The 24,228-nt window shown below is 56.6% G+C and carries 21 protein-coding genes, 1 pseudogene and 1 CRISPR repeat array; of the genes and pseudogenes, 16 read left to right on the top strand and 6 right to left on the bottom strand.

Annotation, left to right across the window (positions count from 1 at the left end; genetic code table 11):
• Positions 1-480: 480 nt before the first annotated feature.
• The 7 genes and pseudogenes from F591_RS0123165 to ric all read left to right on the top strand — a co-directional run bounded on the left by F591_RS0123165 (position 481) and on the right by ric (position 9,608).
• The gene (locus tag F591_RS0123165; protein ID WP_019536992.1) at positions 481-4,164 is read left to right on the top strand and encodes a nitrate reductase subunit alpha; all 3,684 of its coding nucleotides are present in this window, start codon (positions 481-483) and stop codon (positions 4,162-4,164) included.
• Positions 4,154-5,623: a nitrate reductase subunit beta gene (gene narH, locus F591_RS0123160; RefSeq protein WP_019536991.1), complete on the top strand. Its 1,470-nt coding sequence runs from the start codon at positions 4,154-4,156 to the stop codon at positions 5,621-5,623. The genes F591_RS0123165 and narH overlap by 11 nt, the downstream gene beginning before the upstream one ends.
• 20 nt (positions 5,624-5,643) lie before the next feature.
• Positions 5,644-6,216, top strand: a complete 573-nt coding sequence (gene narJ, locus F591_RS28855; RefSeq protein WP_019536990.1) for a nitrate reductase molybdenum cofactor assembly chaperone — start codon at positions 5,644-5,646, stop codon at positions 6,214-6,216.
• Positions 6,213-6,947 (top strand): respiratory nitrate reductase subunit gamma, encoded by a 735-nt coding sequence (narI, locus tag F591_RS0123150; RefSeq protein WP_019536989.1) that lies wholly within the window; start codon positions 6,213-6,215, stop codon positions 6,945-6,947. Before narJ ends, narI begins: the two co-directional genes overlap by 4 nt.
• 2 nt (positions 6,948-6,949) lie before the next feature.
• Positions 6,950-8,097: pseudogene (locus tag F591_RS28850) on the top strand (nitrate/nitrite transporter); the annotation flags it as partial.
• A complete protein-coding gene (locus tag F591_RS33045; RefSeq protein ID WP_245581113.1) occupies positions 8,077-8,469 on the top strand; it encodes a PAS domain-containing protein in 393 nt (130 codons plus the stop codon). The pseudogene F591_RS28850 and the gene F591_RS33045, both read left to right, overlap by 21 nt.
• A gap of 410 nt (positions 8,470-8,879) precedes the next feature.
• Positions 8,880-9,608: an iron-sulfur cluster repair di-iron protein gene (ric, locus tag F591_RS0123140; protein ID WP_019536988.1), complete on the top strand. Its 729-nt coding sequence runs from the start codon at positions 8,880-8,882 to the stop codon at positions 9,606-9,608.
• A gap of 110 nt (positions 9,609-9,718) precedes the next feature.
• On the opposite strand, the gene F591_RS0123135 is transcribed toward ric, so the two are convergent.
• A complete protein-coding gene (locus F591_RS0123135) occupies positions 9,719-10,414 on the bottom strand; it encodes a Crp/Fnr family transcriptional regulator (protein ID WP_019536987.1) in 696 nt (231 codons plus the stop codon).
• Positions 10,415-10,575: 161 nt separating this feature from the next.
• Here F591_RS0123135 and F591_RS0123130 point away from each other — a divergent pair, with 161 nt between their 5' ends.
• Together F591_RS0123130 and F591_RS0123125 are read left to right on the top strand one after the other, a co-directional pair.
• Positions 10,576-11,850, top strand: coding sequence for a molybdopterin molybdotransferase MoeA (locus F591_RS0123130; RefSeq protein ID WP_156829677.1), 1,275 nt, complete (start codon positions 10,576-10,578; stop codon positions 11,848-11,850).
• Entirely contained in the window at positions 11,847-12,575 is a 729-nt protein-coding gene (locus F591_RS0123125; RefSeq protein ID WP_019536985.1) for a YwiC-like family protein, read from the top strand. The genes F591_RS0123130 and F591_RS0123125 overlap by 4 nt, the downstream gene beginning before the upstream one ends.
• Positions 12,576-12,617: 42 nt before the next feature.
• On the opposite strand, the gene F591_RS31720 is transcribed toward F591_RS0123125, so the two are convergent.
• Complete coding sequence (locus tag F591_RS31720; RefSeq protein WP_019536984.1) at positions 12,618-12,941, bottom strand: hypothetical protein; 324 nt, start codon at positions 12,939-12,941, stop codon at positions 12,618-12,620.
• Positions 12,942-13,173: 232 nt separating this feature from the next.
• Between F591_RS31720 and F591_RS0123110 the strand changes: the two genes are divergently transcribed.
• The gene (locus F591_RS0123110) at positions 13,174-13,734 is read left to right on the top strand and encodes an RNA 2'-phosphotransferase (protein ID WP_211217620.1); all 561 of its coding nucleotides are present in this window, start codon (positions 13,174-13,176) and stop codon (positions 13,732-13,734) included.
• A 601-nt stretch (positions 13,735-14,335) separates the two neighbouring features.
• The gene (locus F591_RS0123100; RefSeq protein ID WP_019536982.1) at positions 14,336-15,844 is read left to right on the top strand and encodes a TROVE domain-containing protein; all 1,509 of its coding nucleotides are present in this window, start codon (positions 14,336-14,338) and stop codon (positions 15,842-15,844) included.
• Positions 15,845-15,898: 54 nt separating this feature from the next.
• Here the strand turns inward: F591_RS0123100 and F591_RS0123095 are convergent, their stop codons facing one another.
• A complete protein-coding gene (locus F591_RS0123095) occupies positions 15,899-16,630 on the bottom strand; it encodes an aminoglycoside 3'-phosphotransferase (protein ID WP_019536981.1) in 732 nt (243 codons plus the stop codon).
• A 367-nt stretch (positions 16,631-16,997) separates the two neighbouring features.
• On the opposite strand from F591_RS0123095, the gene F591_RS0123090 reads away from it, so the two are divergent.
• From F591_RS0123090 to F591_RS33040, 3 genes are read left to right on the top strand one after another with little or no spacing between them, the layout of a single operon-like run.
• Positions 16,998-17,321, top strand: a complete 324-nt coding sequence (locus F591_RS0123090; protein ID WP_040742380.1) for a PadR family transcriptional regulator — start codon at positions 16,998-17,000, stop codon at positions 17,319-17,321.
• Positions 17,318-17,773 carry a DUF1129 family protein gene (locus F591_RS28845; RefSeq protein WP_019536979.1) on the top strand — a complete coding sequence of 152 codons (456 nt, stop codon included), beginning with the start codon at positions 17,318-17,320 and terminating at the stop codon, positions 17,771-17,773. Before F591_RS0123090 ends, F591_RS28845 begins: the two co-directional genes overlap by 4 nt.
• Complete coding sequence (locus F591_RS33040; RefSeq protein WP_245581112.1) at positions 17,770-17,979, top strand: hypothetical protein; 210 nt, start codon at positions 17,770-17,772, stop codon at positions 17,977-17,979. Before F591_RS28845 ends, F591_RS33040 begins: the two co-directional genes overlap by 4 nt.
• A 129-nt stretch (positions 17,980-18,108) precedes the next feature.
• Here F591_RS33040 and F591_RS0123080 read toward each other — a convergent pair whose 3' ends face one another.
• Together F591_RS0123080 and F591_RS28840 are read right to left on the bottom strand one after the other, a co-directional pair.
• Positions 18,109-19,554, bottom strand: a complete 1,446-nt coding sequence (locus F591_RS0123080; protein ID WP_019536977.1) for a glycoside-pentoside-hexuronide (GPH):cation symporter — start codon at positions 19,552-19,554, stop codon at positions 18,109-18,111.
• Between the two features lie 16 nt (positions 19,555-19,570).
• A complete protein-coding gene (locus F591_RS28840; RefSeq protein ID WP_019536976.1) occupies positions 19,571-21,064 on the bottom strand; it encodes a sulfatase family protein in 1,494 nt (497 codons plus the stop codon).
• Positions 21,065-21,262: 198 nt separating this feature from the next.
• On the opposite strand from F591_RS28840, the gene F591_RS0123070 reads away from it, so the two are divergent.
• Entirely contained in the window at positions 21,263-21,901 is a 639-nt protein-coding gene (locus F591_RS0123070; protein ID WP_019536975.1) for a TetR/AcrR family transcriptional regulator, read from the top strand.
• Positions 21,902-21,931: 30 nt separating this feature from the next.
• Positions 21,932-22,503: a CRISPR direct-repeat array (repeat unit 33 nt; unit sequence GTTTCAATCCACGCACCCCGTACGGGATGCGAC).
• 395 nt (positions 22,504-22,898) lie between these two features.
• Here the strand turns inward: F591_RS0123070 and cas6 are convergent.
• The gene (gene cas6 / locus F591_RS0123065) at positions 22,899-23,807 is read right to left on the bottom strand and encodes a CRISPR system precrRNA processing endoribonuclease RAMP protein Cas6 (protein WP_026326839.1); all 909 of its coding nucleotides are present in this window, start codon (positions 23,805-23,807) and stop codon (positions 22,899-22,901) included.
• Positions 23,808-23,998: 191 nt separating this feature from the next.
• Here cas6 and F591_RS32435 point away from each other — a divergent pair.
• A partial coding sequence (locus F591_RS32435) for a DUF6444 domain-containing protein (RefSeq protein WP_245581111.1) occupies positions 23,999-24,228 on the top strand: 230 nt, incomplete at its 3' end.

Raw genomic sequence — 24,228 nt, 5'->3', positions numbered from 1 at the left:
AGTTCGAACGTTAAAGCGGAGTTCGCACGCTGACGCAGAGTTCGAACGTTAAAGCGGAGTTCGCACGCTGACGCAGAGTTCGAACGTTAAAGCGGGTTTCGCACGCTGACGCAGAGTTCGAACGTTAAAGCGGGTTTCGCACGCTGACGCAGAGTTCGAATGTTAAAGCGCAGTTCGCACGCTAATGCAAGAGTTCGAACACTGGCGCAGAGTCCGCACGCTGAAGCGGCTTGCACACTGACGCGCTGCCGGGAGATCGCTTTATTGCTTTATTGAAGTAAATCATAATGTGACGAAAGTTGCACTCTTTTAACGCCAAAAAGGAGTCGGAAGTCCCATCGCCGGCGGTCTTTGTGTCGTTTTTATGAAAATGAGGGTTTTAGAGTAAATCGGGTGACGCCAATCACAACGTGCCGAACGGAATCGATGGTACATTGGGGAACAGAAAGCGCTACTCCGCAACAGATAAGGAGGAGAATAATGGGCAAGAACAAATCGCCGATATTGCAAAAACTGAGTTATTTCCGCAGGGGAGAGCAGCATTCGCGCGGCCACAGCGAGATTTCGCCCGCCAGCCGGGATTGGGAGGATATGTACCGCAGGAGGTGGCAGCATGACAAGGTCGTGCGCTCGACGCACGGCGTGAACTGTACCGGCTCGTGCAGCTGGCAAATCTTCGTCAAGGACGGCATCGTCACCTGGGAAACCCAGGCGACGGATTATCCTTCGACCGGACCGGATATGCCGGAGTTCGAGCCGCGCGGATGCCCGAGAGGGGCCAGCTTCTCGTGGTATCTGTACAGTCCGCTGCGGGTCAAATACCCGTATGTGCGCGGGGTGCTGCTGGAGCTGTGGCGGGAGGCGCTGCGAAGGGAGCAGGATCCGGTCCGGGCTTGGGCCAGCATCGTAGAGAATCCGGAGACGGCGAGCCGTTACAAGTCGGCCCGCGGCAAGGGCGGGCTGGTGCGCGCTTCGTGGGATGAAGTGACGCAGATCATCTCGGCTTCGATGATTCATACGATTCGCAAGTACGGGCCTGACCGCATCATCGGCTTCTCGCCGATCCCGGCCATGTCGATGGTTAGCTACGCTGCCGGAGCGAGATTTCTATCCTTAGTCGGCTCGCCGCTTCTCAGCTTCTACGACTGGTATGCGGATTTGCCGCCGGCCTCGCCGCAAATCTGGGGCGATCAAACGGACGTGCCGGAGAGCAGCGACTGGTTTAACTCCGGCTATATCCTGGTGTGGGGCTCCAACCTGCCGATGACGCGCACGCCCGACGCCCACTTCCTCGCCGAAGCGCGCTACCGGGGGACGAAGGTCGTCTCGATCAGTCCCGATTACGCGGAATACGTCAAGTTCGCCGATACGTGGATGTCGGTGAAGCCGGGCACGGACGGCGCGCTGGCGATGGCGATGGGGCATGTGATTTTGAAGGAATTTTATGTGGAGAATCCGACCGATTACTTCATCCAATATGCCAAACAGTATACAGATTTCCCCAACCTGGTGATGATTGAGGAGCGGGACGGCGCATATATGCCGGGGCGCTTCCTCGTGGCGGAAGACCTGGGCGCGGCAGGCAACAATGTGCAGTGGAAGACCGTGGTGTACGACGACAACGCCGGGACCTGGGCGGTGCCGAAGGGCAGTCTCGGCTTCCGCTGGGGCGAGGAAGGTAGCTGGAACTTGCGGATGGAGACAGCGGAGGACGATCAGCCGATCGATCCGCGGCTCTCGCTGCTGGGCGTGCACGATGAAGCGCTGACGCTGCGGCTTCCTTACTTCGACGACGAAGGGCGTCACGTGATGGAACGGGCCGTACCGGTCAAACGCATCGTCTCCGGCGGCCGATCGCTGCTCGTGACGACGGTCTACGATCTGGTGCTGGCCAAGTACGGCGTCGACCGGGGGCTCGGGGACGCAAGTCCGGCATCCGAAGAAGCAAAGCCGTTCACGCCTGCCTGGCAGGAGAAGATTACCGGGGTGGACCGGGCTACGGTGGTGCAGATCGCCCGGGAATTCGCCCGCAACGCCAACGATACGCAGGGGCGGTCCATGATTATTATGGGCGCAGGCATCAACCACTGGTACAATTCCGACGTCATCTACCGGGCGGTTATCAACCTTGTGCTGATGACCGGCTGCCAAGGCGTCAACGGCGGAGGCTGGGCGCACTATGTCGGCCAGGAGAAGCTGCGTCCTGCCGAAGGCTGGCAGACGGTCGCCTTTGCCAGAGACTGGACGGCGCCCGCGCGGCAGCAGAACGGTACGTCGTTCTTCTACTTCGCCACAGACCAGTGGCGTTATGAAGAGACACCGGTCGACGAGCTGGTATCGCCGCTCGTGGGTAAAGCGAGATATCGGCATCATGCCGATTATAACGTGCTGGCGGCAAGATTGGGCTGGCTGCCGTCTTACCCGCAGTTCAACCGCAACTCGCTGGAGCTGTCCCGCGACGCCGAGCAGGCGGGGGCGCGTACGAAGGAAGAGATCGCGGCTTATGTCGCCGGGCAGCTCAAGAAGCGCAGCCTGCAGTTCGCCATCGAAGCTCCGGACGATCCGGTCAACTACCCGCGCGTCCTGTTCGTATGGAGGGCGAATCTGATTTCCAGCTCGGGCAAAGGCCACGAGTATTTCCTGAAGCATTTGCTCGGCACCACGAACGGGCTGCTGAACGACGAAACGGTCAGCCTGCGTCCCGAGGAGATCGCCTGGGCGGAGAACGCGCCTGAAGGCAAGCTCGATCTGCTGGTGAATCTCGACTTCCGCATGGCCGGAACCGCCCTGTATTCGGACATCGTGCTGCCGGCTGCGACCTGGTATGAGAAAAACGACCTGAGCAGCACGGATATGCACCCATTTGTTCATCCGTTCAATCCAGCCGTGTCCGCGCAGTGGGAATCGCGGTCCGATTGGGACATTTTCAAAAGCTTGGCCCGCACCTTCTCGGAGATGGCCGCCCGGCAGTTCGACAAGCCGCAAAAAGATATCGTCGCCACGCCGCTCCTGCACGACTCGGTGGATGAGCTGGCCCAGCCTTTCGGGCGCATCCGGGATTGGAGCAAGGGCGAATGCGAGCCGGTTCCGGGCCGGACGATGCCGCATATTCACGTCGTCGAGCGGGATTATGCAGCCGTATACGAGAAAATGATTTCGCTCGGACCGCTCGTCAAGGAGCGGCCGATCGGGACGAAGGGGATCGCCTGGTCCGCATCCGAGGAGTACGAGAAGCTGAAGCGGGTGCTCGGCGTAACGAGGTCGGGCATCGCCGAAGGATGCCCTGATCTGAGCTCAGACCGCAATGTGGCGGAAGCGATTCTGACGCTATCCTCCACGACCAACGGCAAGATGGCGGTGAAGGCTTGGGAAGCGCTGGAGAAGAAAACGGCGCTGCATCTGAAGGATTTGGCGGAGGAGCGCGCGGAGGAGTGCTTCTCGTTCGAGGAGATCACCTCCCGACCCAAGTCCGTAATCACTTCGCCGGCCTTCAGCGGTTCCGAGAAGGGCGGACGCCGGTATTCCCCGTTCACGACCAATGTGGAGCGGCTCATTCCGTGGCGGACGCTGACGGGAAGGCAGCAGTTCTATATCGACCACGAGATGCTGCGCGAGTTCGGCGAGACGCTGGCGACCTACAAGCCGACGCTGAAGCATAAGCCGTTTCATCCAAACAGCAAGCGTCCGGTCGAGGGCGGCAAGGAAATCGTGCTGAACTATTTGACGCCGCATAACAAATGGTCGATCCACAGCATGTACTACGACGCGCTGCCGATGTTGACGCTGTTCCGCGGCGGGCCGACGATCTGGCTGAACCACGAGGATGCGGCCGAGACGCAGATCGCCGACAACGACTGGATCGAATGCTTCAACCGCAACGGCGTCGTCGTGGCCCGCGCCGTCGTCTCGCACCGCATGCCGCGGGGCATGGCGTTCATGTACCATGCGCAGGATCGGCATATCCATGTGCCGGGCACCTCGATCTCCGGGACGCGCGGCGGCACGCACAACAGCCCGACCCGCATCCACGTCAAGCCGACGCATATGATCGGCGGCTACGCCCAGCTCAGCTATGGCTTCAATTACTACGGGCCGACCGGCAATCAGCGGGACCTGAACGTTGTCATACGGAAATTGCAGGAGGTGGACTGGCTTGAAAATTAAAGCGCAGGTCGGCATGGTGATGAATCTGGACAAATGCATCGGCTGCCACACATGCAGCGTCACGTGCAAAAATACATGGACCAACCGCTCCGGGGCAGAATATATGTACTGGAACAACGTGGAGACGAAGCCGGGCATCGGTTATCCGAAGCAGTGGGAGGATCAGGAGCGGTACCGCGGCGGCTGGACGCTCAAGAACGGCAAGCTGGAATTGAAGTCGGGAAGCCGCGCCCAGCGGCTGCTGAACATTTTCCATAACCCGGATCAGCCAGAGCTGGACGATTATTTCGAACCGTGGACGTACGATTACGAGAAGCTGACGAGCAGCCCCGGGAAGAAACATCAGCCGGTTGCCCGGGCCAAGTCGCAAGTGACCGGATCGTTCATGGACATCGAGTGGGGGCCGAACTGGGAGGACGATCTGGCCGGCGCGCATGTGACGGGGCCGCAGGACCCGAATATGCGGGGGATCGAGGAATCGATCAAGATGGATTTCGAGCAGGTGTTCATGATGTACCTGCCGCGGATCTGCGAGCATTGCATCAATCCGCCCTGCGTCTCGTCCTGCCCGTCCGGAGCGATGTACAAACGGGAGGAGGACGGCATCGTTCTCGTCGACCAGAATGCCTGCAGAGCGTGGCGCTTCTGCGTATCGAGCTGTCCGTACAAAAAGGTGTACTTCAACTGGCAGACGAACAAGGCGGAAAAATGCACGCTGTGCTTCCCGCGGATTGAGGCCGGGATGCCGACGATCTGCTCGGAAACGTGCGTCGGCCGCATCCGTTATCTCGGCCTGATGTTCTACGACGCGGACAAGGTGCTGGAAGCTGCCTCCACGGCAAGCGAACAGGACTTGTACGAATCGCAGCTTGGCCTCTTCCTCGATCCGAACGATCCGGAGGTGATCCGGGAGGCGCGCAAGGAAGGCATCCCGGAGGACTGGATCGAGGCGGCCCAGCGCTCGCCCATCTATAAGATGGTGATGGAATGGCGCATCGCGCTGCCGCTCCATCCGGAGTACAGGACGATGCCGATGGTCTGGTATGTGCCGCCGCTGAGTCCGATCACGAACCGGATCGAAGGGCAGGGCAGCGCGCTGGACCCGAACGACATCTTCCCGGCCATCGATAATATGCGCATCCCGGTGGAATATCTCGCCAACCTGCTGACCGCAGGCGATACCGAAGTGATCCGGGACGTGCTGCGCAAGATGGCGGTAATGCGCATCCATATGCGCAACAAGCAGACGGGCCGCGACAGCGATCCTGCGCTGCTGGAAGCGATCGGCCAGAGCGCGCAAACCGTCGAAGACATGTATCGTCTGCTGGCTATCGCCAAGTACAATGACCGCTTTGTCATCCCGCCGGCGCATCGCGAGCAGGTGGCTGATCTGTTCAATGAGCAGGGCGGATGCGGACTGGATTTTGCTGGCGGGCCCGGCTCGTGCGGCGTATTTTGATCGGGAAGGAGACTGTTCGTATGGATATCGGAACATCGCAGCGCGTGTGCGGCCTGCTGTCCCGGCTGCTGGAGTATCCGGGCAACGAGTGGCGGCAGCAGCTGCCCGCAGCCCGCGAGATGGCGGCAGAGATCGCGGAAGCCGACGCGGAGGCGGCCGGACGCATCGAAGCGTTCCTGAATGCCGCCGAATCGGCCAGCGACATCGCATGGCAGGAGCAATATGTGCGCACCTTCGATTTCGGCCGAGCAACGAATTTGTATCTGACGTATGAGCAGCACGGAGAGGAACGTGAGCGCGGCGCGGTGCTGCTCGCCTGGAAGCGCCGCTATGCCGAAGCCGGCTTTATCCTGGAAAATGGCGAGCTGTCCGACTACTTGCCGCTTGTGCTGGAGTTCGCGGCAGCGGCACCTTGGCCGGCGGCGCAGGAGGTGCTGGCCTTAAGCCGGTCTGCGCTGCAATCGATCCGGCTGGCGCTGGCGGAAGCGGGGAGCCCGTATACAGGACTGTTCGAGCTGCTGCTGCAGATCGCTCCTGAGGCGCCTGCGGAGCTTGCCGCCGAACTGCCGCTGACAGGGGGGGGAGTCCGTTGAACAAGCTGGAGCTGTTCTTGTGGGGTGTGCTGCCCTATATCATATTGACGATCTTTGTCACAGCGATCATCTGGCGCTATGTGACGAACCCGTTCGGCTGGACGTCGAAGTCCAGCGAGATGCTGGAGAAGCGGATTTTGCGATGGGGCAGCCTGTTTTTCCATTACGGTCTCATCGCCGTATTCTGCGGCCACATCGCCGGATTGCTCGTTCCCGTCTCCGTGTACCGCTCTTTGGGCATCAGCGACGAGGCGTATCACCTGGCTGCGATCATCGGCGGCTTGCCAGCGGGCATCGTTACGTTCATCGGCGTGCTGATCCTGCTGTACCGCCGCTTCGCCGTAGCCCGCATCCGGCTGACGAGCAGCGCCGGCGACATGATCGCGCTCGTGGTGCTGGCGATCGTCATTTTCAGCGGCCTCGCGGTGACGTCGGCGAATGCGCTCAGCCACTCCGGCTTCGATTACCGGACGACGATCAATCCATGGGTGCGCAGCGTGCTCGTCTTCCAGCCGGACCCCGAGCTGATGCAGACTGTGCCGCTTGGCTTCAAAATTCATATTTTGACGACATTCGTGCTCTATCTCGTCATTCCGTTCACGCGCCTGGTGCATTTGTTCAGCTTGCCGCTTAGGTATTTGCGGCGCAGCTACGTGCTGTATCGGCGCAGAGGCGAAGCGGGGGCCGAAGCCGCGTTTCATGACCGGCAGAACAGGAAGGAGGCCATCTAGAGATGGGGAGCAAGGGAGCTTATCAACTGCCGCTGCAGACGATCAGCCTTGTCCTTAGTTTCATGGTGTGGGTGATTTTGTCGTCGCTGATGCCCTTTATTAAGGAAGAGATCGAACTGACCAGCGCGCAGCTCGCCTGGGCGACGGCGATACCGGTCCTGTTCGGGTCAATCCTGCGCATTCCCGTCGGGTACTGGACGAACCGTTATGGCGCGCGCAAGCTGTTCATGATCAGCTTCGTGTTGCTGCTTGTCCCCGTGTACTGGATCAGCCGGGCCGATTCGTTCGCCGATCTCGTCATTGGCGGCGTCCTGCTCGGGATCGGCGGGGCGGTGTTCTCGGTCGGCGTCACCTCGCTGCCCAAATACTATCCGAAGGAGCGGCACGGCTTCGTCAACGGCATCTACGGCATCGGCAATATGGGGACGGCGATCTCGTCGTTCGGCGCCCCGGTCGTCGCCAGCTACATTGGCTGGTCCAACACGGTCATGAGCTACAGTATTCTGCTTATTGCCATGGCTGCTCTCACCTTCGTGCTTGGCGACCGCCAGGAGACGCCGGTCAAGACGCCGCTTGGCCAGCAGATCAAGGACGTCTCGCGCAATGAGAAGCTGTGGCTGCTCTGCCTGTTCTATTTCCTGACGTTCGGCGCGTTTGTCGCTTTCACCGTATATTTGCCCAACTTTCTGGTAAGCCATTTCCAATTGGGCAAAGTCGACGCAGGGATGAGGACAGCCGGATTTATCGTCCTGGCGACGGCGATGAGGCCGGTAGGGGGCTGGCTCGGCGACCGGTTCAATCCGTTCAAAATTCTCATGCTCGTCTTTGCCGGGCTAACGGTGGCCGCAGTGCTGCTGTCGTTCTCGCCGTCGATGCATCTGTATACGGTCGGCTGCCTGACCGTGGCGTTGTGCGCGGGCATCGGCAACGGCACGATTTTCAAGCTGGTGCCGCTGTATTTCACCAAGCAGGCCGGGATCGCCAACGGAATTATCTCGGCGATGGGCGGACTGGGAGGCTTTTTCCCGCCGCTGTCCTGGCGACGCTGTACAGCATGACAGGGCATTATGCCATCGTGTTTATGGCGCTTTCGCAGGTGGCGCTGGCCAGTCTGATTCTGGTAATCTGGATGTTTTATCAGGATAAGCTGTACCTGGCGGCGAATATTTTGGAGAATACCGTGGAAGCGATTCTGGTGACCGATACCGACGGCGTCATTCGTTCCGTCAATCCGGCGTTTACGGCGATCACCGGCTACAGCGCGGAGGAAGTGATCGGGAAGAAGCCGAGCATACTGAAATCGGGCAAGCAGGACAAGAGCTTCTACGAAGCGTTGTGGCGCTCCTTGCGGGAGAAAGGGTACTGGCAGGGGCAAATATGGAACAAGCGCAAAAACGGAGAGATCTATCTGGAGTGGCTGACCATCTCGGCCATCCGCAACGACGCCGGCGAGGTCAAAAACTACGCAGGCATGTTCAGCGACATCGGCAAGGCAGGCGAACCGCCCGGCAAAACGGGATAGACCCGCGCTCCGCGTACAGCGACGGCCGCGCTTGAAACGCTTGGTACGCCCTTGAAGCGTAAGGCACACCCTTGAAGCGCGGTACGGCACTTAAAACGTCAGGCGAGCGCTTGAAACGCTTGGTACGCTCCTTGAACGTCTGCTCTGGTGTGCACTTGAAGCTGAAGCCTGGTACGGGCTTGAAGCTGAAGCCTGATACGCACTTAAAACGTCAGGCGAGCGCTTGAAACGCTTGCTGCGCACTTGGAGCCTGGTGCGCACTTAAAAACGCCAGGCACGCTCTTGAGAGGCGCAGGCTCGTGTTCGCAAGCGAACAGGCGCGAGGCCGCACTGTGGGCTGCATCACAACAAGTGCGCGGGAACGGGCTTATACTTTAAGGGAAAGCCAAAAGCGGAAAGGGTGGATTTCGATGGAGCAGCATTTTAGCGGGGAGGAAAAGGTCGGCGCGATCGTCGCCGCTTTCCCGGGAGCCAGCCATTTGTTCAAGGAAGTGAATATCGACTTCTGCTGCGGAGGCGACCTGTCCCTCCGGCAAGCGATTCGGCAACGCAAGCTGGACGAGAATGAGATTTTGCGCCGCCTGAACGAAAGCTACGCCGAGATGAAGAGCAGGGATAGTCGGCGCGAGACCGATTGGCGGGCAGCGCCGATTGCGGACTTGATCGACCATATCGTGCAACATCATCATGTTTATTTGCGCAAGGAGCTGCCGCTGCTGAGCGAATTCGTCACCAAAATTTTGCGCGTACACGGCAGCGGGCATCCCGAGCTGTCGCTCCTGCATAAGGCGTTCCACCAGATGAAAATCGAGCTGGATCAGCACCTGATTGTCGAGGAGGAGGTTCTCTTTCCCCTGCTGCGGCAATATGCCGAAGAGCCGACGGCCGAGAAGCGCGAGCAGGCGGTGAAGGGATTGCGCGAGCTGGAGACGGATCACCATACCGTCGGGAACTATCTGAAGGAGATGAGAGCCGTCACGGACGGATATGCGCTGCCGCCGGGAGCGTGCAGAACGTACACGCTCGCCTTTCAAAAGCTGATCGAGCTGGAATCCGATCTGTTCCAGCATATCCACCTGGAGAACAACGTCCTGTTCCCGCGCATTGAGGATCAGCCCGTGCCGCCGATGGGCGGGTAAGCCGGCGCGAGACAGCCGGATGCGTTCGTCGCATCGGCTGCAGCAAAGCCCCGAAGCCGTAGCGTTTCGGGGCTTTGCCAGTCATAGGCGGTCAAGAGGCGGCTTGTGGGCTACTTCAGCTCTCTTTGCCGCTTCAGCGCCTCCAGCTCCATAATAACGATGCGGTTGCGCTCGAACTTCAGCAGCGATTCCTTGCTGAAGTGATTCAGCAATCGATTGACCGTCTCCCGGGTGGTGCCGATCGTGCTGGCGATTTCCTGGTGAGTCATCGGCAGGTTGATGACAATCTTGCTGCCCCGCGGATCGCCGTGATATTCGGCAAGCTGAATCAGGAACGACAGCAATCGATGCCTCACGTCCTGGCCTGACAAAACTTGCAGCTTTTCCTGCAGGTCGCGGATTTTATCGCCCATCACGCGCATCATCTTGACGGCGATCGAAGGGGTGCTGAGCATGACCTGCTCGAACGCCCGCACCGGGATGGCGTACAGATGGGTGTCGACGATGGCTTCGGCCGTGGCCGGATATGGATTTTGGTTGAAGAAGCCGGTGTGAGGGAACATATCGCCGGTTTTCAAGAAGGAGACGATCTGCTCATGTCCGTTCTCGTCGGTTTTGTAGGTTTTCACCCCTCCGTTCCGGATAAAGTAGACGGCTTCCTTCTCGCTTCCCTCCAGGAAAATCGTCGACTTTCTGGCGGCAAAGCGGGAGATCGCGATGTCTTCGATCCGCTCCAGCTCCTGGGCGTTCAGATCGTGAAACAACGGCACCTGCTGCAGAAATTCGGATGCTTTTTCCTTGTTCATCGAAGTCCTCCTTCCGGATTTCGATTTTGCTCTTCTTCTCTACTTTAACCGAAGTTGAGCCGGATGGTTTGCCGCATTTGATGCTGATTTGTCACGGAATGATGAATTTTATGTGTACGAGGTATACGACAAAAATTTTTAGAGGAAAGAAGGTCATGCGGATGGCAACGAGGCTGGAGGCGAAATTTCGCAGACAGGCATGGACGGTAGAGCATGCCAGACAAGCGGTGTTGGACCGGCTCCGCCCCGCTCCGACGGAGCTGGTCGGGCTTGGCGATGCCATCGGCCGCAGGCTGGCGGAAGATGTTCGAACGGAGGAGCCGATTCCCCGCTTCAGGCGGTCCGGCATGGACGGATTCGCCGTCCGCAGCGAAGATATTGCGCAGGCTTCCCCGCTCGCGCCGGTCGAGCTTAAGGTCGTGGAGCGCATTCCTTGCGGCGAGGTGCCGCGGCAGACGATCGCCCGGGGGCAAGCGGCGAGAATCATGACCGGCGGCATGGTGCCCGATGGCGCGGATACCGTCGTGATGCTCGAAATGACGGAGGAAGTGACCAGAGGCAGCGGAGCCTCCGTGATCATCCGCCGAGCCGTCAGCGAAGGCGCCAATCTATCGCCCATCGGCGAGGAAGCCGCCAGCGGGGCGGTGCTGCTGCGGCGGGGCGAGCGGATCGGGGCGGGGCAGGCGGCTGTACTCGCTGCGCTCGGATATTCCCGCGTGAGCGTATTCCGCAGGCCCAAGGTCGCCATCCTCTCCACGGGGACGGAATTGCTGCAGGTCGAAGAGCCGCTCGCGGCGGGGAAAATCCGAAACAGCAACGCCTACATGCTGGCGGCGCAAATCATGTCGGCCGGAGGCGAGCCGCTCTTCGCCGGTCAAGTCCCTGACGACGCGGCGCGGGCAGAGCGGATGATCTATGGCCTGCTGTCGTCGGATGCGGACCTTGTGATCGCGACGGGCGGAGTCTCCGTCGGCGATTACGATATCATGGCCGACTTCTTCCTAAGATGGAAAGGCACGACGCTGTTCAACAAAGTCGCCATGCGGCCGGGCAGCCCGACCTCGGCAGGGGTATGGAGAGACAAGTTTCTGCTTGGTCTGTCGGGCAATCCTTCCGCCTGCTTCGTCGGCTTCGAGCTGTTCGTCCGTCCCGTGCTGCTGGGGATGCAAGGAGCCGCCGAGCCGTTGCCGCGCCCGTTCGCCGCTTATCTCGACGAGGATTACCGGAAGGTGAACGCGTATCCGCGCTATATTCGGGGCTCATGGCATATCCGGGATGGCCAGTGCTATGTCAGGCCGGTCGGTCTGGATCAATCGAGCGCGATGCTGTCGATCAAGGAGGCCGCCTGCCTGATCGTCATTCCGCCGACCAAGACGGGAATCGGCCGGGGTGAGCTGGTGCAGGCGATTCCGCTGGAAGGGGCGATGTTCCTGTGACCAGGCGCAGCATCGTCATTCCGCACGAGCATGGCGGCTGGGCGATGGTCAGCGTGCCGTTCCTGCTCGGCATGCTGGCCGGAGAGCCGCAGCCAATCCACGGGCTGCTGTTTCTGGCCTGGCTGCTGATCTACCTGTCCTCGTATCCGCTCCTGCAAGCCGTCAAACGAACGGCGAACCGAGGCCATTGGCTTCGGTGGAGCGCGGGCTATGGCGCGGCTGCCATCGCCTGCCTCATTTTGCCGCTGCTGCGGCAGAAGGAGCTGTTCTATTTTGCCCTGCCGCTGCTGGCGCTGCTTGCCGTCAACCTCTGGCATGCCAGATGCAGATCGGAGCGGGCGATCATGAACGACCTGTGCGCGATCATGTCCTTCTCCATCGGCGGCGCGGCCGCTTATCTGGTCGGCGGTGGCGGCTGGGATCAGACGATGGCGGCTGTCGTGCTGCTTTGTTTTTTGTATTTTACGGGCAGCGCCTTCTTCGTCAAAAGCGTGTTCCGCGAGCGGACGAACCGGCGCTGGATGCTTGGCGCCCGCATTTACCACGCGGTAATGCTCGCAGTGCCGTGGGCGGCCGGATATCCCTGGCTGACGCTGGCTTACGTGTTCCCGGCCGTGCGCGCCTTCGCGTATGCGGGCGCTTCGCTGCGTCCCTGGAAGGCGGGAATCATCGAGATCGCAGGGGCGCTGCAATTTTTGCTGATTTCGGCGCTGTTGATTCGATAGCAGCTTTTAGCGGCGCGGTGTTCTCGCATTGCAGGTTTTAGCTCATTTTTTTGCAAGCGCCGCGATCCAATAGCAGACGATACACAGTGCGAAGATGTTCCAGATACTCGGAATGGAAGCGAGTCCGGCATACATTCCGTAGGGCAGCACCCAAATGGCCCCAATCCGCACCAGCCTTTTTCGCTCAGTCAGCACGCCATACAATACGAGCAGGGAGGGGAGGACGAGCATGGCCGTAACGATCCCCATCGTGCTTAATGACGCCGGTTTATTGGAGGATGGGTTAACAAAGAGAAAGCAGGCGCAGACCGCCAAAAAAACCAACGGGGCGCATATCCCTAACATTTTTAGCACCTTATTCATCATTCCGTCGCTCCCTCATGATTTTCCAATTACATTTACCATATCCTGATAGGATATTCCTTGCAATAGTTCGTTTAAAGCATCGACACGAAACCTGTCCTCATTCGCCCTGCGTATCCTGTAAGGGAAAGTTTGTGTCTAACGAAGCATTCCCTACCCCGGAGCCTTCGAAATCGTTATAATGCTATTCATCGAAGTTACGTGCAAAGAAGCATGAGGAAGCGAAGTGAAAGCAATGTCTAAAAATCAAGCCATGGACACCAAATTAAGCAAAATGATGACGAAGCTGCTGCGGCACACGCCGAAGGAATTCGGCCTCGTCCTGGACCCGAAGGACGGCTCGTGTCCGTTAAGCGCCTTATTGAAAGCTATTAACGCCCAGCCCAGGTGGTCGTGGGTGAAGCAGGAAGATATCGAGCGGGTCGTCCGCAACTCGGATAAGCAGCGCTTTGACATCGAGAATGGCCGGATAAGGGCAAGGTACGGCCACAGCTATGACAAGATCGAATATACTGCTGGGGAACCGCCGGCGGTGCTTTATCACGGCACGAACAAGTACTCGCTCCCGTCGATTTTGAAGGAAGGGATCAGCCCGATGGGCCGGCAGTATGTGCATTTGTCGGAAAGCACCCATTTCGCGTCGCTCGCGGGAAGCCGCCGGGGAGAGTTGGCGATTCTTAAGGTGGATACGCAGCAAGCGGGGCAATGGGGCGTTCAGTTCTATCACGCGGGCGGCGAGGTGTGGCTGGCGGACGAGGTGCCGAGGGAGTGCTGCACGGTATGGAACCCGCAGTAGAAGGATGATGGAAGCATGTCATAAAAGCTCAAGCGTTCGGCTTTGCAAGCGGGCGCTGGAGCTTATTTTTTTGCGTGAACGGAAAACTTTTCGTATCGTCGTAATACTTTCGCCATGTTCGTTGCTCCCCAAATAAGCGAATATAGTTACAGAAGGCCGGCGCGATGACGCGGACGGCTGAACAAAGATCATCGAGGCGCATGGAAGGGCTACTTCGACTTTTAATCGGCTTGTCGTTGGTTCGAGTCCAACTTCCTCCTCCAGGAGGAATAGCTCAGGTGGTAGAGCAGCATGTACCTTTCCGACCTATTTCCTCGGTGATCTTTACAAGGAGAATAACGAAGCGAGGCGCCGGAAAGGGTTTCTTCGACTTATATGGGATAAGTAATGAGGTGACTGTCAGGCACTAACGGCCTTTTCCAATCACTCCCTCGCTTCGTTATATAAAAGGACTTTGGCAGCCGGTGAGGCGCCGGAAAGGGTTTCTTCGACTTCCAATCGACGAATGGTGTACTTCAAGCAAGTACGGCAGGTTCGACTCCTGCATCATAACCTATTCCGCCTTTTCCTCACCGATGCTGCAGCAAGGAGGCATGAAATCATGAGTATGGCCAAGAAGCTGTTCGGTTCGTCAAAACCGAATACATGGAATAAAGAGCATTACCCGGCATTCACCCGATCTCTTGAGGAGCAGTATTTGCAGACGCTGCTGACCAATACGATGAGCAACACCTTTTATGCGGATCAGAACGAGCTGCTCGGCGATTCGGAACGGCTGCACCATGAAATGGCGGAGCGCAGCCCGAATTTCATGGCCAAGGCGATTGTATTTGCGCGGAACGAAGGGTTTATGCGGCTGCAGCCCTTGTTTGGTCTGGCTATCCTTTCGATATATCGTTCGGATCTGTTTGCGAAGATTTTCCTGCAAGTGGTGCGGATTCCTTCCGACTTGGCGGATTTCCTGACGATCCTTCAAGGGATGGGACGGGGCGAGGGCGGCCGTGCTGTGAAGCGGCAGGTGAATCGCTTCTTATCCCAGGTGTCCGAATATTGGGCCATCAAGTACAACGGACGGGGACGCGGATACAGTCTGGGAGACGCCATCGCAACGGCGCATCCGAAGCCGGAAGATTTGAAGCAGCAGGCCTTGTTCCGGTATTTGCGGGGATTGGAAACTAACCTTGCTTTGCTGCCCCAGGTGGAGGCTTTGGAAAAGCTCAAGCTGGCTTCCACGGAGGAGGAGCAGATCGCATGGATCGAGCGCGGCAAGCTTCCGTACGAGACGGTGACCGGCGCCATCAAGCCGTCCAAAGCGGTCTGGGAAGCGCTGCTTTACCAGATGCCGACGTTTGCCCTGCTTCGGCATATGAATGCCTTGCAGCGGGCGGGCGTCTTCGAGGATCGGCGCCACCTGGATTATGCGGTGCAGCGGATCACCGATGAACAGGCGCTGAGGAAAGCGAAAATTTTGCCGTTCCGGTTCGCCACGGCTTTCCATCAGGTGGAGCATCCGGAGCTGCGCGACGCATTGCGGGAAGCTGCCGAGCTGACGTTCGGCAACCTGCCGGAGCTCGGAGAGAAGACAGCCATTTTCCTGGATATATCGGGCTCGATGGACGGCCAATTTTTAGAGATCGGCGCGGTATTCGCCTTGGCGCTGTACAAGAAGACGCAGGGGAACTCGCTATTCTGGCTGTTCGATACGGCGGTCGAGGATCCCAAGCCTTCCCGTCATGACAGCATCTTGACGCAGGCGGCGCAAATTCGCGCCCGCGGAGGAACGGATACGGGGGCGCCTGTCCGAAAGCTGATCCAGGAGCGAAAACACGTCGATCAAATCATTATCATCACCGACGAGCAGCAAAACAGCGGAAGCCCGTTTTACGAGGAGCTGGGGCGGTACCGCTCGAAAGTGAACCGGGACGTCAAAGCGTTCATCGTGGACATCGCCCCTTACCGGCATGCGATGGTGCCGGAGCAGGATCCGCAAACCTTCTATATTTATGGTTGGAGCGATACCGTGCTTTCCTATATCGCGCAGTCGGTGCAGGGATATGCTTCGCTGGTGGAGCGGGTGGAGGCGATAAGCTTGGATGATGAACGGAAATAAACATAGGCCGTGGACGTTGAGCCATGGCCTATTTCTCCTTTGCTTGAGAGGCTTTTAATCTGTCATCTGAACCAGCCTTGTAAAATAATGCAGTCCGTCTTCGTCAATATGATTTCTTCCGTAAGCATCCAAAAACATCGGCCCGTATTTATCGGTCTTCAGATTATATTGCAGCGTCCACAATCCCCAATAAAGATCGTAATGCCTATCGCCGATCCCGCCAGATCCAAGGTCAATAAAGCCTCGGAACATAAACCGATCCATGATGATATTCGGCAAGCAGTAATCGCCATGGATGATCACGTTGTCAACTGCGGAATACCCCGACTCGTTCAGTTCGCGGAGGTCTATTTCCCGAGCGGCTGCATCGTGCAGCATTTCTTTCGTTCTGTCGTTATAGGGGCAGCCCTCGATCGGCAAGGAATGCAGCATGTTGAGATATTCACCGAATACGCAGGCTAATTGGCTCGGGTTGTCGAGGTGCATCTCCGCTGTCCCGTCTTCGCCGTTGACCGCTTCTAACAGCAGATAATCGTTCTCTATATCCGATTCATAGGCAATCGCTTTCGGTGCAATCCGATGCTTATGCAAAAATTCGGTCATGCGGTATTCCCGTTCCAGCGTACCTCTTTGGCTGATCTTTAGAAAAGCGCGTTCCGCGCCCGAAACCAGCAATGTTTTCGCCGTTTCGGAACAGCTGCTGTCGTAAATGGTTGCCCCCTTGAGGTAAGGTTTTATGCTTGAGGGGACTGACTCCATATCAAAGGTAATCTCCGAACGTTTCATCGACCTAGCCCCTTCGTACAATGATATTCATTGTTTATCCTAACATGAATTAAGGGTTGATTGATGCGTAAGATATGATTTTATTGGATTTTTATCGGTTATTTTTATTGGAGTTCGTTTGTTTCATGACAAGCACGCAATTTGGGCTTGTTTTTGTGATCAGCTACCTTGCATTGCAAGAGTAATCCTGATAAAATATATTGCATAACAAGGTAGTTGCGGTTCCGTTATGAGCTGGTCATGGGAAGCAAGCAGCCTGATGCGGCACGGCTCGATTCGGCATTCGTGGCCATCCCCCAGCGTAATCAACTACCTTGCATAGCAATATAGGGAAGGGGGACATTCCGTCGTGACCACCCAAAGCCAGATGCTCAAGGGCATTCTCGAAGGCTGCATTCTCGCTCTCATGGAGCACCGGGAAGTGTACGGCTATGAGCTTGGCGCTTTGCTGGAAGACAGCGGACTCACTTTCGTGAGCGAAGGAAGCATCTATCCCCTGCTGCTCCGCATGCAAAGGGAAGAGCTGATTGAAGGAACGCTAAGGTCGGAGCCCGGCGCCGGAGGCCCTCCCCGCAAGTATTACCGGTTAACCGCCAAAGGCCGGGACATTTTGCAGCAATTTAAGGAGCATTGGGGGACGCTGAAGGAAAGCGTGGATCATATTTTAGCCCAAGGAGGACCTTCCACATGAATATAAAACAGATGATCGAGGAAAACAATAAGCTTCAGGATGCCATGTCGCCCGAAAATCTGAGTTACTATCAGGACATGATCGTTTACATTCGCAGCAGCCGCATGCAGGAAGCCAAGAGCGAGGAACTGCTGCTTGAGATCGCCCAGCATCTGCTGGAAGCCCAGGACAAGGGCCGGACGGCCCGGGACGTTTTCGGCAGCGATCCGGAGGCTTATTGCAAAGAATTGGTCGAGCAGCTGCCTAAAATGAACGTCTTGGGCGCGCTGCAATTTCATCTAATGGTCCCTTGGATTGTGCTGACCTGGTTCTTCTTCGTGCAGGCGGCGGCCGGATTCATTACAATGTGGGTTGGGGGGCCGATAGAGCGGATGACGCAAGTCCGGGTATCCTCGCTCCTTTTTATTGCCGGCGGCTCCTATATCCGATCCATATGCTGCTTCTATGGTTGAAGAAAGATGCATTCAGATCTGATAAGAATCAGTTTACTGTTAAAATCCGCTACATGGGATTGTACATGGCAGGCCTGGCAGCGATCTTGATCGGGGGAATTTGGCTGGGGGATGCGCTGCCGGTTTTGACGGTTGCGCCATGGGTGAGCCTCGTCATTTTCGTCATCGGATTGGCCGGCAAGAAGCTTCTGTTTTCAGTCAAATAATCCCGCTCCGCCGGCGGCACTGCTGCCAATGCTGGCTTATCGCAAGAAAAACGTCTATCGACGTATTTTCAAGGATGAGCGACCACTCTCCGTAACGTTCAAAAGACCGGCACAAGGCCGGTCTCATCCTCAATGATTCAATGTCGAAGAATGCTCGGCAGGCCGAAGCTGTCCGGCGTTCGCCGTGCCGGAAGCATCCGTGCCGCCGGTCTCCCTTTCCTTGATCTCCTTGACATAGCGTTGGAACGTTTTTTCATCCAGCTTATAGAACAACAGCGTCCCGATGCCGATGATCGCACCGATAATAGGCACAACCGTAAACATGATCAAAATCCCGTGAAGCGCCGTCGGGGTCTGGACCGCATTCGGAACGTAGCCGAAAGCGCTTAACAGTGTGCCCGACAATTTCGCCCCGATAGCCGTTGCGAGAAGCTGCACGAAGATAAAGGACGAATAAATCGTGCCTTCCGAGCGGACTCCCGTTCGCCACTGCCCGTATTCGATCGTATCGGGTACCATGGACCATGGAAGCGGTGTCATCAAGCCGAATCCAAAATAGCTGATTCCGCCGAAAACGAATACCATCGCCACGCTGTCTGATACAAAATAAAATCCGGTTAAACTCACGACCATAATCAGAAGGCTGATGATGCCGACATTGCGCTTGCCGAATCGTTTGACCAGGAACGGATTGGCGACGATGCCAAGCATCAGGATGGAAAAGCCGATCAGCGAAAACAGGGAAAACAGCCCGGCATTGTTCAGATTATATTTGAAAAAGTAAAGTGCAGCGGCATTTTTGGTCGACAGCGCCAACTGATACACCAGAATGAAGACGAGGAGAAAGAGCAAATATTTGTTGAAAATGACCGTTTTGAGCTGATCTGCCAATGTCAGCGGGTTCGCGCGCTTTGACGCCGGTTTGGCCTCGGCCTCGCTTGAATGCCCGACGCCTTTCGTGCCCCAAAATGTAATCAGAAGCATCGCGACCAGAACCGCTCCGTAGAGGGTGTGGACGAGCATAAAGCCGCGTGCTTCCGTGGCAAAGAGATGGACGAGGGGAAGCGTGGCGCTCGTTACGATCAGCCCGCCGAATTGTCCGACGAATACTTTGACCGACGAGATGCGCGATCTCGCCTGGTAGTCGCCGGACATTGCCGCCAAGGCGGAACTGTACGGCACATTGACGACGGAATAAAAAATGTTGAATAAAAAATAGGTGAGATAAGCATAAACGAGCTTGGCAGCCGGACTCCAATCCGGAACGGTGAACGTCAGTATGCCGATCAGCGCCAAGGGAACGCTGCCGAACAGGAAGTAGGGTCTGAATTTCCCCCAGCGCCCCTTCGTCCGGTCGACAAGCAAGCCGATCAGCGGGTTCGCGACAATATTGACCAGTTTGGCGCTGAAAATAACGCTTCCCGCTGCCGCGGCCGTCAAGCCGAAGTTATCGGTGTAAAAATATAGCAGATAGGTTGAAATCGAAGCAAAAAACAGATTTAACCCGAAATTGCCTGCAGAATAGCTGAGCACTTGTCCGAGATTCATTGTGCTGCCGGCTGGCTTCTCGCTCATGAGGCGTTCCCTCGCTTTAATCAGTGGATTTCGTTAAAAACATGCCGGGATCAGAATTCCTTGGCACGACGTCCGACGTTTCCAAATACCACTCCAGCATCCGGCGCTCCATCTCCCGGCGAATCTCGGAGTACTCCGGATGATCGTATACGTTATGAAGCTCGAGCGGGTCCTGCTCCAGATCGTACAGCTCGTTCACATCGTCGGTTCGTCGGATCAGCTTGTATTGCCGCGTTCTCATCATCGTCGTGCGGCACACGCTGTCCGGATGCTCCTGCTGCTGTCTCGCCTTCGGCCAATAATAGCTTGCCGGATTGTTGGCGAACCAGGCGTCCCGCACCGGATCGCCTTCAAAGCAATGCGGCTCGCGCTTGTTATAACCGCCTTCGGCAAACACGGCTCGCTGCGGATCTCCTGCCTCGCCTGCCAGCTGCGGCACGAGCGAGCGGGCGAAATGATCGTGCGCTGCCTGCGTTCCCGCCAGCTCCAGCACGGTCGGCATCACATCGAACAGCTCGACCTGTTCGCGCACGACATGGCCGCTTTTGCAGCCGGGCGAGCGTATGATCAACGGTACCCGGGTCAGGCAATCCTCCATGCCGTTCGGCCATTTCTCCACCAGACCGTAGTCTCCCGCATAATCGCCGTGATCGGAGGATACAATCACCGTCGTCGAATCGTCCAGTCCGTTATCGGCAATCGCTTTCATCAAATCTCCGAAGACGGCATCGACGTGGCTGATCATGCCCAGGTACACAGCTTGTATTTTCTTGAGCGTATCGTCCTTGATCTGATCGAGCCGCCGGTAGGAACGGATCAGCGCGTGGTAGGACGGCTTGCCCGGCAGGCCTTCCGGCCGAAGCGGAGGCAACTGGTTCGGATCGTACATGCTGTAGTAAGGCTCAGGGACAACATAGGGCGCATGCGGCATCAAGGTCGGCAGGAACACGATGAACGGCTGTTCTTTGGCCTCATCCGAATTCAAGAAGCGGATCGCCTTTTCGATATGGAGCTCGGTTTCGGTTCGCCCCTGAGGCTGGTTGGAATCCGTTTCCAACAAGAAGCTGTAATAACGCGGATCTTCCGGATCGTACGGATTTCTTACCGCCAAATCGCCCTGAAAGCTTTTTCTCTTGTCCTCGGCTGTCAAATACGCCTCGTCTCCCAAAATCTCCTGCAAATATTCGTCGTTGTACAGGTGATTTTTGCCGAACCATTTGATGCGGTAGCCTTGTTCCTTCAAGTACCGGAACAGGCTCGGCTCATGTGGGCGGAGCAAATGCCACAGCGTCCGATGCCCCGATGAATGCGGATACAATCCGGTCATCAGACTGCACCGGGAAGGCGAGCATACCGGGTTTTGCACATGGCACTGATCGAAACGGACGCCCTCCTCGGCGAGCCTGTCCAGGTTCGGCGTCTTCACCGCCGGATGCCCGTAACAGCCGAGGCTTTCGGCTCTCATCTCATCCGGAAAGAAAAAGACAAAATTCATGTTCCGAACGGTCATTTCCACTCTCCCTCTCTCAGATGTAACCCTTTGTAATTCGAATTGCTGCGCAACAATCTTTACACATTGTATAAAATATTTTACACTCTGTAAAGATAAAAATAATGCTTATACGGCCCGGCCTTTCGTGCGCTTGCAGCCGGACTTGCGATATAATGAACGAAGCGCAATCACTATTAGCAAAGAGGGATAGCTTGTATGGAACCGAAACAAAGACGCCAGCGGAAGTACCGCCATCTGTTTAAAGAAGAGATTCGGGAAGCCGCCTTCGCGCTCATTTTGCAAAAAGGCATTACCGGCGTCACGTTTGGCGATATCGCGCAAGCGGTTGGCACGAGCCGGGTAACGTTATACAGCCATTACAGTTCCATTCACGACATCATTTTTGATATTCAAATCAGCATTTTGACCAAATTAAGCGAAAGTCGTGTGCAGCGCATGGAGCCAGGCCAAAGCGGGGCGGACAAGCTGCGGCAATACCTGCAGAACTATCTCGATTTTTTCAAGGAAAATAAGGATTATATCCGCTTCACGGCAATATTCGACCATGCGTACAGTTCTGACTACCCGTCGCCGGAGCTGCAGCTCAAATACAGCCAATTTATCTCGAATTTAAAAAAATCGTCCGTCCATACTATCGTCGAAGGAATTCGGGACGGCTCCCTGCGCGCCGACTCCGACCCGGAACTGCTTGCCGAGACGGTAACGCAAACGATGCTGGGGCTGATGCAGCGCCTCGCCACTCGAAAAAAGGTCGTTCCCGAGCCTGGCTGCGAGGACATCGACATGCTAGAGCGCTACGTGCAGTTGATTGTGGACTCGTTGAGAGCCGAGTAGCGGCACAATCATTTGGCCGACCCTGATGGCGTTTCAATCCACGCCCCCCGTACGGGATGCGACCGCGGCATTTGGAGCACCTCCTGAGGCATTGGGGGGTTTCAATCCACGCACCCCGTACGGGATGCGACGCTTGCCGTTGCGCAATTTCAAGGGGGTTCAGCGGTTTCAATCCACGCACCCCGTACGGGATGCGACAAGATTCGGCACTTGGTCCTACTTGGGATAAGCTGTTTCAATCCACGCACCCCGTACGGGATGCGACATGACCAGTACGATAAAATAACGCTTCCGAAGGAGTTTCAATCCACGCACCCCGTACGGGATGCGACCCACAACAAAAAATAATCCACCCCGAGATTATTGTTTCAATCCACGCACCCCGTACGGGATGCGACGCCGGTTCCCGTCGGACGCCGCCGGCTCCCTGGTGTTTCAATCCACGCACCCCGTACGGGATGCGACGCGTTCTCGCCGTTGATGATGATTTGTACTGGCATGGTTTCAATCCACGCACCCCGTACGGGATGCGACTTTCGGATGGCCTTGCCAAGATAATAGCATTGCTGGTTTCAATCCACGCACCCCGTACGGGATGCGACAGCATCGCTTGAGTGCCCTTGAGCGGCAAGGGTTTGAAAGCCCTTTAGTGCGAATGCCCTTTTATTATACTAAAAAAACAAAGCCAAATTCACGATAAAATGCCAAAAACCCAGTAAAATCAAGAGGTGCGAATCTCCCGGGAAAATCATGGGAGCTTGGCATTCGCACCTGAGCATTCTTGAAGGTGTATATAAGGATGACATGAAGATCGGAAGATTATTTTACAGGAGGGGGAAGATTAAATGAGGGCATTGACAATAAGCAAGGCAAAGGGCTGAAAATATGCAAACCTGATGACAACAAATAGATTAAAAACAAAGCCCGGAACCCCGGGCTGGATGTGGGCGGCCTAGAAAGCGGGCCGGCACCGGTATCTATTGGCGCCCCCTCGTCATTATCGATCATAAGTCACGCTGAAATGCCCGAACCCGATGGTCGAATTTTTTCCGGCATGCAGCAGCGCTCCCGCTTCAAGCAGCGGCGTAAAAGGCGCTAAATTCCCCTCGAAACAGGCCCATCCCTCAATGGCCGGCAAATTCAGCTTATTCCCCGCCCGGTTCATCGAATAACGTTCAAAATCGACATACCGCCAATGCTGCTGCACGGTTTGGATAGTGTTGGCTTCATTCAGCAGCCCTTCTTGGTCCCACTCGATCATGTGCTGAGAATAGGCTTGGGAGAGCAAGGCAAGCCGGCGAATGATGGAATGGATCAACACGGGAAAAGACAGGGAGCGGCAAAGTTTTCGATTTACCAGAATGCGTACCGGCGTATCAAAGCGAACGAGAACGGTGGTCGCAGCGCGCTCAGAACAGTTCAGCGGGAGCGGCTGCAAGTTTCGCATCCACGTTTTTCCGCTGGAATAAATGAGACGTTCTCTGGCCGGATCGATCACGCTTTCCAAAGCAAAAGGCAATCGTTCCGCGCCCCATCCCCGCTCTCCCATCGCTTGCAGCACATCCAATACAAGTCCTGCGCGGCGAGTGGCATCGCCGATCAAGGTCAGATCAAACGTACAACGATCGCCCGGCTGCCAGTCCGTTTTGCCGCGGACTAACGGCCGCAGCACAAAGGGATTGACCGCTCCGGCTTCGTTGCCGGGGGAGCAGAACGTCTGGGCATAGTCGCAATGATGCCTGATATCGCATCGATGACACTTCACATGAGGCGTCGGGCATACGAAATCCCGCATGCAATGCCCGATGAGTCCTCTCAACGTCGAGCCCAGGTATGGGGGCAATCTGCCTTCTTGTCCAGCGACAAAAGAGGCTCGCAATGTCAAAGTATTCAGATGAGAAAACATCGTATCAACCTGTCTTTCGACCTATATAGAGTATTTGGAGCAAAAGCTTAACAAAATGTAACTATTCAGGTTCTATTCAAATGTCAAACAACAAATCTCTGCTGTACATGGCGGAAATTTTTTTGTAAACTTATCCCACGAATAGGTGATCCGTTTTCCTTTATTCTGGTTGTTGTGCGAGGTGCTGAAACGTGTTGCGTGAGCAGATTCTCAAAGCTTGTAAAGAAGATCCAGAGAGTATCGTTACACTCGTTACGAATTTGCTTGCCACCGTTCAAAAGCTGGAAGCACGCGTGAAACAACTCGAAAATCAGATCAACAAGAATAGTAGAAATTCGGGCAAGCCACCGTCATCGGACGGATATAAGAAACCGAAGCCGAAGAGTCTCCGCGTCAAAGGAGAACGTTCGCCAGGCGGTCA

This window comes from Paenibacillus ginsengihumi DSM 21568 (assembly GCF_000380965.1).
Lineage (GTDB): Bacteria > Bacillota > Bacilli > Paenibacillales > NBRC-103111 > Paenibacillus_G > Paenibacillus_G ginsengihumi.
The sequence above is the reverse complement of the archived record's forward strand: the minus strand, read 5'-3'. Positions and strand labels throughout refer to the sequence as shown.